Here is a 9,288-nt window from a genome sequence, read left to right as displayed (position 1 = left end):
GGGCGGCGGTCCTGCTCTACTCCACCCACCCCCCCCCCCGCCGCCCCCCCGCCGGGGGGGGGGGCGCGGGCGGGGTTCTGCCGCGGCGGCCCCCCCCCCCCCGGCCGGGTGCTAGCGCGGGTACCAGACGACCCCGGCGACCGCTCCGCCGAGAGTGGTGACGAGGGTGAGCAGGCGGTACGGGACGTGCTCGACGGTCAGATGGAGTCCCTGGATCCGGATCTCCAGGAACGGGCGCGGCGAGTCATCCGCAGTGGCTAGGGTGCGCGGCATGAGGTGCTTCTCCTTCTCCTCGGGCCCGTTGGCGGGCCGTTGGGGCAAGAGAACGTTCCTGGCGTCGTGTTGGCGACGCCGCAAGCACGTATTGCGCGACGGTGCGCAAGTTGCGCGCCTCGCAAGAGGGGAAAGTGCATGTCAGAGCAGCCTTCGAGCCCGAGTGGGGCGCCGCGGTCGTTGCAGAGGTTGGGTTCCCTGAAGGGGCTCAACCCCGAGGAGGCGGCGTTCGCGCAGCACCTGCGCGATCTTCGCGAGGACCTGGGGATGTCCTCCACGGAGATCGTGCAGTGGCTCAAGGAGAACGCGCCCGAGGCCCGGGTGGACGCGAGCCGGCTCTCCCGCTTCCTGAGCGGTGCGAACCTGCCGCAGCCGGCCCTGCTGCCGGCCCTGCACCGGCTCCAGGCCGAACGCGGGGGCGTGGATCCCGAGCGGGTCCGGGAGGGGTGGAACCTGCTGTACGCGGCCGCCCAGACCAAGGGGCCGCTGATCGCGCGGGAGTACAAGGAGCAGGCGCTGCGGATCGCGCTGGAGGAGGAGCGCGTCCGGACGGCGCAGGAGCTGGCCTCGCTCCGCGAGGAGATCGCCCACGAGCGGGAGCGTCGGGAGGCGCTCGAAGGAAGCCTCTCCGAGGTCTTCGACCAGCCGTCCGGAACCCACCAGCAGGTGCGGGACCTGGAGGAGGAGCTGGAGGGCGTCTCGCGCCGGATCGAGGAGCTGGAGGACCTGGTGGGCCAGCACGAGGCCCTGCTCCGCCTCCAGCGGGCCGACGCCGAGCGGGCCGGGCAGGCCCTGCGGGAGACCGCCGCCGAGGTCGAGGTGTGGCAGCGGACCGGAGGGGGCCCCTGGACGGACGACCCCGCGGCGATCGCGCGCGCGGTGGCCGCGTTCCGCGACGAGGGCGAGGACGAACAGGCCGACCGGCTGCTCAGCCTCGCGGCCAGGGACCTGCCGGTCACGGCCCTCCCGGAGCTGTACGCCGCGTTCGCGAAGATCAGCCGCCCCCTCGAACCGAACCGGTTGAGCCACGCCATCAGCATGCAGCGCAAGGCGAAGGACCTCCTCGAACTCACCTGGCCCGTCGCCGGGGACGACAAGAGCGGAGTGCCGCCGACGCTCACCTCGTGGGCGAGTCAAGTGCTCCTGGCGGCGGGCCGGTGGGCTCCGGCCCGGGAGCTGATCCTCCTGACCCGGCTCCTCGCGGAAACCGGACGGGGCGACCACCGGCTGCACCTGATCGCGGGCCTGAGGCAGCGCACGGAGGAGCTGGAGGAGATCGCCGCGTCGGAAGAGTTCCACCCGAGCGACCTGCCCCGGGCCGCGAGCCCGGTCCCGGGGACCGGTTCGGGGGCGGCCCCGGTCCCGGACGCCCCCAAGCGCCGCTGGTTCCGTACCTGACCCGGCCGGTCCGCGCCGTAAATCCCCCTGCTCCAGGGCCGGTCGGCCCCTAGCATGGCCCACCATGTCGACCAACGAACGAATGATCGAACTGGCCCTGGACCGGATCAGCGCGGGCTACGTCTTCCCGGAGAAGGCCGAAGTCGTCGTCGCCGCGATCCGGAGCCGGCTCGCGGCGGGTGCGTACGAGGGACTGGACGGCCCGGTGCTGTGCGAGACCGTGACGGCGCACCTCCAGGAGGCGTGTCCGGACAGGCACCTGCGACTGCTGTGGACGGACGTTGCGCAGTCACTGGAGCCGGCGGACGACGACGGCGGGCGGGCCGCCTTCCTCGCGCTGCTCCGGACGGAGAACCACGGGATATCCCGCGTCGAGCACCTGGAGGGGAACGTCGGGCTCATCGACCTCCGGCGCATCACGACCGCCGCCGAGGGCGCGGGCATGATCGGAGCGGCCATGCAGCTGGTCGCGCACAGCTCCGCGCTCGTCCTGGACCTGCGGGCGTGCAGCGGCGGGTCGGCGGAGGGGGCGGCGATGTGGTGCAGCTACTTCTTCCCGGACGACCAGGTGCACCTGAACGACATCTACGACCGGCGCACCGACTCGACGCGCCAGTTCTGGACGACCGCGCACCTGCCCGCGCCGCGCTACGGGGACCGCCCGGTCTACGTGCTCACCAGCGCGGCCACGTTCTCCGGGGGCGAGGACGTGGCGTACACCCTCCAGGCGCACGGACGGGCCACCGTCGTCGGCGGGACGACGCGGGGCGGCGCCCATCCGACGGAGCGCCACCCGGTCGCCGAGCACGTCCTGGTGACCGTGCCGACGAGCCGCGCGATCAGCACGGTCACCGGTACCAACTGGGAGGGCGTCGGGGTCGTTCCCGACGTCGAGGTCCCGGCGGAGCAGGCCCTCGACGTGGCGCTCAAGGCAGCGCTGCGGCGGACGGAGGCGGAGCCCGGGCCCCGCTGACCGGGGCAGGGCCGGTCCGGACCGCCGCCCCGGACCCGGGGCCCTGCCGGCCCGGACCGCCGCACGGACCCAGGGCCCTGCCGGCCCAAAGAGCCGCACGGACCCGGGACCCTGCCGCCCCGGACCGCCGCACGGACCCAGGGCACTGCCGGCCCGGGACCCTGCCCGGCCCAGGGCCCTGCCGGCCCGGGACCCTGCCGGCCCGGGACCCTGCCGGCCCGGAACCCTGCCGGCCCGGAACCCTGCCGGCCCGGGGCCCCGCCGGCCCGGGCCGTGCGGTGGCGCGGACGGGCCGTCGGGGCGCTAGCCCTGCGCCCCGTACACCGCCCCCGGGGGCTGCGACGCCGCGAGGAGCTTCAGGGCCGCTTCGCCCGCCTCGGCCGGGGTCCAGCGGGTGGCGCGGTCGGCGGTGGGGCCAGGGCGCCAGCCCTCCATGACCGTGATGCGGCCGCCCTCCGCCTCGAAGACGCGGCCCGTGACCCCGGCCGAGGCGTCCGAGCCGAGCCAGACCACCAGCGGGGAGACGTTCTCCGGGGCCATCGCGTCGAAGGCGCCTTCCGCCGGGGCCGCCATGGTCTCGGCGAAAGTCTGCTCCGTCATGCGGGTCCGGGCCGCCGGGGCGATGGCGTTGACCTGGACCCCGTAGCGGCCCATCTCGGCGGCGGCGACCAGGGTCAGGCCGAGGATCCCGGCCTTGGCCGCGCTGTAGTTGCCCTGGCCCACCGAGCCCAGCAGACCGGCGCCGGAGGAGGTGTTGACCACGCGGGCGGAGACCGGGCGGCCGGCCTTCGCCTCGGCGCGCCACCAGGCGGCGGCGTGCTTGAGGGGCAGGAAGTGGCCCTTGAGGTGGACCCGCATCACGGCGTCCCAGTCGTCCTCGTCGAGGTTGACGAGCATCCGGTCGCGCAGGAACCCGGCGTTGTTGACCAGGGTGTCCAGGCGGCCGAAGGCGGAGACCGCGCACTCCACCAGGGAGGCCGCGCCCGCGGCGGTGGCGATGTCCCCGCCGTGCGGCACGGCCTCCCCGCCCGCCGCCCTGATCTCCTCGGCCACCAGGGCCGCCGGGCCGTCGGGGCCGGGCCGTCCGTCGAGGCCCACCCCGAGGTCGTTGACGACGACCCGGGCGCCCTGCGCGGCGAAGGCCAGGGCGTGCGCCCGGCCCAGGCCGCGGCCCGCGCCCGTCACGACGACCACCCGCCCGTCCGCCATGCCCGCCGTACCCGTCGTGCCCGTCGTACGCGCCATCTCAGTTCTCCTTGTTGACAGTTGCCGCATCCAAGAACGCCGGGCGCTCCCCGCCCCCGTGCACCAGCAGGCTCGCCCCGCTGACGTATCCCGCCCGGTCGGAGGCGAGGAACACCGCCGCCTCCCCCACGTCCGAGGGCTCGGCGAGCCGGCCCAGGGGGACGGTCGCGCCGACCGCCGCGATGCCCGCCTCGTCGCCGTAGTGCAGGTGGGCGAGCTCGGTCCGCACCATGCCCAGGACCAGGGAGTTGACCCGTACCTCGGGCGCCCACTCGACGGCCATGGAGCGGGCCAGGTTCTCCAGCCCCGCCTTGGCCGCGCCGTAGGCGGCGGTGCCCGGCGAGGGGCGGGTGCCGCTGACGCTGCCGATCATCAGGACCGAGCCCCGTGAGGCCCGCAGCCACGGGTGGGCGGCGAGCGAGGCGGTCAGCGGGGCGATGAGGTTCAGCTCCAGGACGCGGGCGTGCCGCTCGGCCCCGCCCTCGCCGAGGAGCCGGTACGGGGTGCCGCCGGCGTTGTTCACCAGGCAGTCGAGCCGCCCGAAGCGGTCGGCGACGGAGGCGAAGAACTCCGCCACCGCGCCGGGATCGCGCAGGTCGACTGGGGTGAAGGCGGCTTCCCGCCCGCCCGCCGCGACCGGTTCCTCCGGCGGTCTGCGAGCGCAGACCACCACCTCCGCGCCCGCCGCGAGGAACGCCCGCGCGATCCCGGCGCCGACGCCCCGGGTTCCGCCGGTGACGACGATGACCCTCCCCTTGAGCTCCATCGGCTGCTACCTTCCTCACCTAACAAATGTTTGGTGGAAAGGTAGCTGATCCGCTCATGGGTGTCTCCACCTCCAGCCCCGGCAAGGGCATATCGCTCGTCACAGTCGACTTCCCGCCCGTCAACGCCCTTCCCGTACGGGGCTGGTACGACCTCGCCGACGCCCTGCGCGCCGCGGGTCGCGACCCCGAGGTCCGCTGCGTGGTCCTGGCCGCCGAGGGCCGCGGCTTCAACGCGGGCGTCGACATCAAGGAGGTGCAGCGCGACACCGGGCACGGCGCCCTCATCGGCGCCAACCGCGGCTGCTACGAGGCCTTCGCCGCCGTCTACGAGTGCGAGGTGCCGGTCGTCGCGGCCGTGAACGGGTTCTGCCTCGGCGGCGGGATCGGCCTGGTCGGCAACGCCGACGCGATCGTCGCCTCCGAGGACGCCGTCTTCGGCCTGCCGGAGCTCGACCGCGGCGCCCTCGGCGCGGCCACCCACCTGGCCCGGCTCGTCCCGCAGCACCTGATGCGCGCCCTCTACTACACCTCGCGCACCGCCACCGCCGCCGAACTGCACGCGCACGGCTCGGTCTGGAAGGTGGTCCCGCCCGCGGAGCTGCGGGCCGCCGCCCTGGAACTGGCCGCCGAGATCGCCCGGAAGGACGGCTACCTGATCCGGCTGGCCAAGGCCGCCATCAACGGCATCGACCCCGTCGACGTCCGGCGCAGCTACCGCTTCGAGCAGGGCTTCACCTTCGAGGCCAACCTCAGCGGGGTCGCCGACCGGGTCCGCGACACCTTCGGGAAAGACGCCTCCGGAAAGGACGGGAGCACCCCGTGACCGACAAGACCATGACCCCCGACGAGGTGGCCGGCCGGCTGCGCAGCGGCATGACCCTGGGCATCGGCGGCTGGGGCTCGCGGCGCAAGCCGATGGCGCTGGTCAGAGCGCTGCTCCGGTCCGAGATCACCGATCTGACCGTGATCTCCTACGGCGGCCCCGACGTGGGCCTGCTCGCCGCCGCGGGCCGTATCCGCAGGCTCGTCGCCCCCTTCGCCACCCTGGACTCGATCCCGCTGGAGCCGCACTTCCGGGCCGCCCGCGAGAGCGGCGCGTTCGCCCTCACCGAGTACGACGAGGCCATGTTCATGTGGGGCCTGCACGCCGCCGCGAACCGGCTCCCCTTCCTGCCCGTCCGGGCCGGACTCGGCTCCGACGTGATGCGGGTCAACCCGGAGCTGCGCACCGTCACCTCCCCGTACGCCGACGGCGAGGAGTTCGTCGCCGTCCCCGCCCTGCGCATGGACGCGGCCCTGGTCCACCTCAACCGCGCCGACCGCCTCGGCAACGGCCAGTACCTCGGCCCGGACCCCTACTTCGACGACCTGTTCTGCGAGGCCGCCGACGCCGCGTACCTCTCCTGCGAGCAGATCGTGGAGAGCGCCGAGCTCACCAAGTCCGGTCCCCCGCAGTCCCTCCTGGTCAGCCGGCACTCGGTCACCGGGGTCGTGGAGACCCCGAACGGCGCGCACTTCACCTCCTGCGCCCCCGACTACGACCGCGACGAGGCCTTCCAGAAGCTCTACGCCACCACCCCCTGGCCCGAGTTCGCCGCCCGCTTCCTGTCCGGGGCGGGCGAGCACGACTACCAGACCGCCGTCCGCACCTGGCACGAGGAGCAGCAGTGACCAGCCCGATCACCCCGGTCAGCCCGGTCAGCCGTTCGGAGTACTGCGTGGTCGCCTGCGCCGAGGCCTGGCGCGACAACGGCGAGGTGCTCGCCAGCCCCATGGGCCTGGTCCCCTCCTTCGGGGCCCGGCTTGCCAAGCGCACCTTCTCCCCCGACCTGCTGCTCACCGACGGCGAGGCGATGCTGGTCGGCCTGGACGGCACGCCCGAGGGCTGGCTCCCGTACCGCAGGCACCTGACGATGGTCACCGGCGGGCGGCGGCACGTGATGATGGGCGCCAGCCAGATCGACCGGTACGGGAACCAGAACATCTCCTGCATCGGCGACTGGGAGCGGCCCTCCCGCCAGCTCCTGGGGGTGCGCGGGGCCCCGGTGAACACCCTCAACAACCCGGTGAGCTACTGGGTGCCCCGGCACTCCCGGCGGGTCTTCGTCGAGCGCGTCGACATGGTCAGCGGCGTCGGCTACGACCGCGCCGAGGCCGCCGGGGTCACCCGCTTCCACCGCCTGCCCCGGGTGGTCAGCGACCTCGGCGTCTTCGACTTCACCGGCCCCGGCCACACGATGCGCCTGGCCTCCCTCCACCCTGGGGTCACCCTCGACGCGGTCCGGGAGGCGACCGGCTTCGAGCTGGCGGTCGCCGACGAGGTCCCGTACACCCGGGAGCCGACGGAGCGGGAGCTGCGGCTGATCCGCGAGGTCATCGACCCCAAGGGCCTGCGCGACCGGGAAGTGCGGGTCTGACATGGGGGAAGGGACCGGCGGGGCCGAAGTACCCGCCCTGGAGACGGCGTTCACCAAGCTGGTCGGCGTCCGCCACCCGATCGTCCAGACCGGCATGGGCTGGGTGGCCGGGCCCCGGCTGGTGTCGGGCGCGGCGAACGCGGGGGCCCTGGGCATCCTGGCGTCGGCGACGATGACCCTGGAGCAGCTGCGGGCGGCCGTCCACGAGGTCAAGTCCCGTACGGACGCCCCCTTCGGGGTCAACCTGCGCGCGGACGCCGGGGACGCCGCCGAGCGCGCGCAGCTGATCATCGACGAGGGGGTGCGGGTGGCCTCCTTCGCGCTGGCCCCGTCGAAGGAGCTGATCTCCCGGCTCAAGGACGCGGGCGTGGTGGTGATCCCCTCCATCGGGGCGCGCCGGCACGCCGAGAAGGTCGCGGCCTGGGGTGCGGACGCGGTGATCGTGCAGGGCGGGGAGGGCGGCGGGCACACCGGGGACGTGGCCACGACCGTGCTGCTGCCGCAGGTGGTCGACGCGGTGGACGTCCCGGTGGTCGCGGCGGGCGGCTTCCACGACGGCCGCGGCCTGGTGGCGGCCCTCGCGTACGGGGCGGCGGGCGTCGCCATGGGCACCCGGTTCCTGCTGACCTCCGACTCGACCGTCCCGGACGCCGTCAAGGCGGAGTACCTGAAGGCGACCGTCAAGGACGTCACGGTCACCACCGCCGTGGACGGGCTCCCGCACCGGATGCTTCGCACGGAGCTGGTGGACGCGCTGGAACGGGCCGGGCGCGCCCGGGCGCTGGCGCGGGCCGTGCGGCACGCGGCGGGCTTCCGGAAGCTGTCGGGCCTGTCCTGGTCGCGGATGGTGCGGGACGGCCTGGCCATGAAGCACGGCAAGGACCTGTCCTGGAGCCAGGTCCTGCTCGCCGCCAACACCCCCATGCTCCTGAAGGCGTCCATGGTCGAGGGCCGTACGGACCTCGGTGTCATGGCATCCGGCCAGGTCGCGGGGGTGATCGAGGATCTGCCGTCGTGTGCGGAGCTCGTCGGCCGCGTCATGGCCGAGGCACACGCGGTACTGCACACGCTCCGCGCCCTGCCACCGGCAGGGTGATCCCCCTTCTCCTCCACGGGAGTCGTCCCCATGAGCCGTGCCCGAATCCGTCTGGCGTCGACGGCGGCCGCCGCCGCACTCACCGCCGTCGTCGCCCTTCCCGCCGCCGCGCCCGCCGCCGCGGCATCCGGAGCGAGGGCCGGTGCCCTCCACCCCCTCCGGCAGCAGACCACGGCGATCCGTCAGATACCCCTCCAGGGCGCCGTCAACGTCCGTGACGTCGGCGGCTACCGCACGTACACCGGCGGGCAGGTCCGCCAGGGGCTGGTCTACCGCTCCGACGCACTGGGCAAGCTGACCCCGGCGGACATCACCACCGTCGCGGGTCTGGGCCTCACGAAGGCCGTCGACTTCCGCATCCCCATGGAGGTCCAGTACGACGGCGCCGACCGGCTGCCGTCCGGGCTGTCCGCCACCTCCCGCCCGGTCAGCGACCTGGGCCTGTACGCCACCCTGGTCGGCGCGATCGCCACCGGCGATCCCGCCAGGCAGGAGCAGATCCTGGGCGGCGGCCGCGCCGAGGCCTACATGCGGGACATCTACCGCACCTTCGTGAGCAGCCCCGAGAACCGGGCGCAGTTCGCGGCGACGCTCCGGGAGATCGCGGACTCCGGTCAGGGCCCGATCCTGTACCACTGCACGTCCGGCAAGGACCGCACCGGCTGGATGAGCTACGTGCTGCTGCGCGCGCTGGGCGTGCCGGAGGCGACGGCCGGGAGCGACTACCTGGCCTCGAACACCTTCCGGGGGGCCTACGACGCCCAGGTCCGGGCGGGCCTCAAGCAGTCGGGCCGGATGCAGAACCCCGACCTGCTGATCCCGCTCCAGGAGGTCCGCCAGGACTACCTGGACGCGGCGACCGCGCAGCTGGAGGCGGACTACGGCGGCTTCTACGGCTACCTGACGGACGGCCTGGGCCTGGACCTGCGGACGCTGGCGAAGCTCCAGGCCAAGATGGTGCGCTAGCGCGCTCGGCGCCGGCAGGGGCCGTACGACGCGAAGGAGCCGGGGGGGGGGGGGGGCCCCCCCCCCCCCCGGCCGGGGGGGGGGTGGGGGGGTGCCCCCCGCGGCGGGCCCGGGCGCCCGGGGCGGCGCCGCGGGGCCGGGCGGGCCGCAAGG

The 9,288-nt window shown here is 74.4% G+C and carries 10 protein-coding genes; 7 read left to right on the top strand and 3 right to left on the bottom strand.

Annotated elements, in window-relative coordinates; genetic code table 11:
* Positions 1 to 111: 111 nt before the first annotated feature.
* Positions 112 to 321: a hypothetical protein gene (locus ABZW32_RS37580; protein ID WP_356225080.1), complete on the bottom strand. Its 210-nt coding sequence runs from the start codon at positions 319 to 321 to the stop codon at positions 112 to 114.
* A gap of 141 nt (positions 322 to 462) precedes the next feature.
* Here ABZW32_RS37580 and ABZW32_RS37575 point away from each other — a divergent pair, with 141 nt between their 5' ends.
* On the top strand, positions 463 to 1,671 hold the full coding sequence (locus ABZW32_RS37575; protein WP_356225078.1) for a hypothetical protein: 1,209 nt from the start codon (positions 463 to 465) through the stop codon (positions 1,669 to 1,671).
* 64 nt (positions 1,672 to 1,735) lie between these two features.
* Positions 1,736 to 2,644: a S41 family peptidase gene (locus tag ABZW32_RS37570; protein WP_356225077.1), complete on the top strand. Its 909-nt coding sequence runs from the start codon at positions 1,736 to 1,738 to the stop codon at positions 2,642 to 2,644.
* A 303-nt stretch (positions 2,645 to 2,947) separates the two neighbouring features.
* Here ABZW32_RS37570 and ABZW32_RS37565 read toward each other — a convergent pair whose 3' ends face one another.
* Together ABZW32_RS37565 and ABZW32_RS37560 are read right to left on the bottom strand one after the other, a co-directional pair.
* Positions 2,948 to 3,889: an SDR family oxidoreductase gene (locus tag ABZW32_RS37565; RefSeq protein ID WP_356225075.1), complete on the bottom strand. Its 942-nt coding sequence runs from the start codon at positions 3,887 to 3,889 to the stop codon at positions 2,948 to 2,950.
* 1 nt (position 3,890) lies between these two features.
* Positions 3,891 to 4,655, bottom strand: a complete 765-nt coding sequence (locus ABZW32_RS37560; protein WP_356225073.1) for an SDR family oxidoreductase — start codon at positions 4,653 to 4,655, stop codon at positions 3,891 to 3,893.
* 56 nt (positions 4,656 to 4,711) lie between these two features.
* Here ABZW32_RS37560 and ABZW32_RS37555 point away from each other — a divergent pair, with 56 nt between their 5' ends.
* The 5 genes from ABZW32_RS37555 to ABZW32_RS37535 are packed head-to-tail and all read left to right on the top strand — an operon-like array spanning position 4,712 to position 9,135.
* Complete coding sequence (locus ABZW32_RS37555; protein ID WP_356225071.1) at positions 4,712 to 5,479, top strand: enoyl-CoA hydratase family protein; 768 nt, start codon at positions 4,712 to 4,714, stop codon at positions 5,477 to 5,479.
* Entirely contained in the window at positions 5,476 to 6,327 is an 852-nt protein-coding gene (locus ABZW32_RS37550) for a CoA-transferase (protein WP_356225069.1), read from the top strand. Before ABZW32_RS37555 ends, ABZW32_RS37550 begins: the two co-directional genes overlap by 4 nt.
* Entirely contained in the window at positions 6,324 to 7,073 is a 750-nt protein-coding gene (locus ABZW32_RS37545; RefSeq protein ID WP_356225067.1) for a CoA-transferase, read from the top strand. Before ABZW32_RS37550 ends, ABZW32_RS37545 begins: the two co-directional genes overlap by 4 nt.
* Before the next feature lie 37 nt (positions 7,074 to 7,110).
* On the top strand, positions 7,111 to 8,169 hold the full coding sequence (locus ABZW32_RS37540) for a nitronate monooxygenase (RefSeq protein WP_356225082.1): 1,059 nt from the start codon (positions 7,111 to 7,113) through the stop codon (positions 8,167 to 8,169).
* A 30-nt stretch (positions 8,170 to 8,199) separates the two neighbouring features.
* Positions 8,200 to 9,135 (top strand): tyrosine-protein phosphatase, encoded by a 936-nt coding sequence (locus ABZW32_RS37535; protein ID WP_356225065.1) that lies wholly within the window; start codon positions 8,200 to 8,202, stop codon positions 9,133 to 9,135.
* Positions 9,136 to 9,288 lie beyond the last annotated feature (153 nt).

The organism is Streptomyces sp. NPDC004667, assembly GCF_040609475.1.
GTDB lineage: Bacteria > Actinomycetota > Actinomycetes > Streptomycetales > Streptomycetaceae > Streptomyces.
The sequence above is the reverse complement of the archived record's forward strand: the minus strand, read 5'-3'. Positions and strand labels throughout refer to the sequence as shown.

Excerpts from the sequence above, each read along its gene's own strand:
- ABZW32_RS37570 (WP_356225077.1), top strand. The coding sequence starts at position 1,736 with ATGTCGACCAACGAACGAATGATCGAACTGGCCCTGGACCGGATCAGC.
- ABZW32_RS37565 (WP_356225075.1), bottom strand. The coding sequence starts at position 3,889 with ATGGCGCGTACGACGGGCACGACGGGTACGGCGGGCATGGCGGACGGG.
- ABZW32_RS37560 (WP_356225073.1), bottom strand. The coding sequence starts at position 4,655 with ATGGAGCTCAAGGGGAGGGTCATCGTCGTCACCGGCGGAACCCGGGGC.
- ABZW32_RS37555 (WP_356225071.1), top strand. The coding sequence starts at position 4,712 with ATGGGTGTCTCCACCTCCAGCCCCGGCAAGGGCATATCGCTCGTCACA.
- ABZW32_RS37535 (WP_356225065.1), top strand. The coding sequence starts at position 8,200 with ATGAGCCGTGCCCGAATCCGTCTGGCGTCGACGGCGGCCGCCGCCGCA.